Consider the following 449-nt stretch of genomic DNA (forward strand, 5'->3'; position numbering starts at 1 on the left):
CAAGAGCGCGCTCCTGCTGATGTCGATCGGCGAGGAAGAGGCCGCGCAGGTATTCAAATTCCTCGCGCCGCGCGAAGTGCAGAAGATCGGCGCGGCAATGGCCGCGCTGAAGAACGTCACGCGCGAGCAGGTCGAGGACGTGCTCAACGATTTCGTGCAGGAAGCGGAGAAGCACACCGCGCTGTCGCTCGATTCGAGCGAGTACATCCGCACGGTGCTGACGAAGGCGCTCGGCGAGGACAAGGCGGGCGTGCTGATCGACCGCATCCTGAAAGGCAGCGACACGAGCGGCATCGAAGGGCTCAAGTGGATGGACTCGGCGGCCGTGGCCGAGCTCATCAAGAACGAGCATCCGCAGATCATCGCGACGATTCTCGTGCACCTCGACCGCGATCAGGCGTCCGAGATCGCGTCGTGCTTCACCGAGCGGCTGCGCAACGACGTGCTGC

Annotated in this window: 1 pseudogene; it reads left to right on the forward strand. The window is 64.1% G+C overall.

The annotated features are described in order from the left end of the window. Nucleotides 1-449 (forward strand): annotated as a pseudogene (locus J5M67_RS28560) (flagellar motor switch protein FliG); the annotation flags it as partial.

It is taken from the genome of Pseudomonas sp. 30_B (genome assembly GCF_017491605.1).
Lineage (GTDB): Bacteria > Pseudomonadota > Gammaproteobacteria > Pseudomonadales > Pseudomonadaceae > Pseudomonas.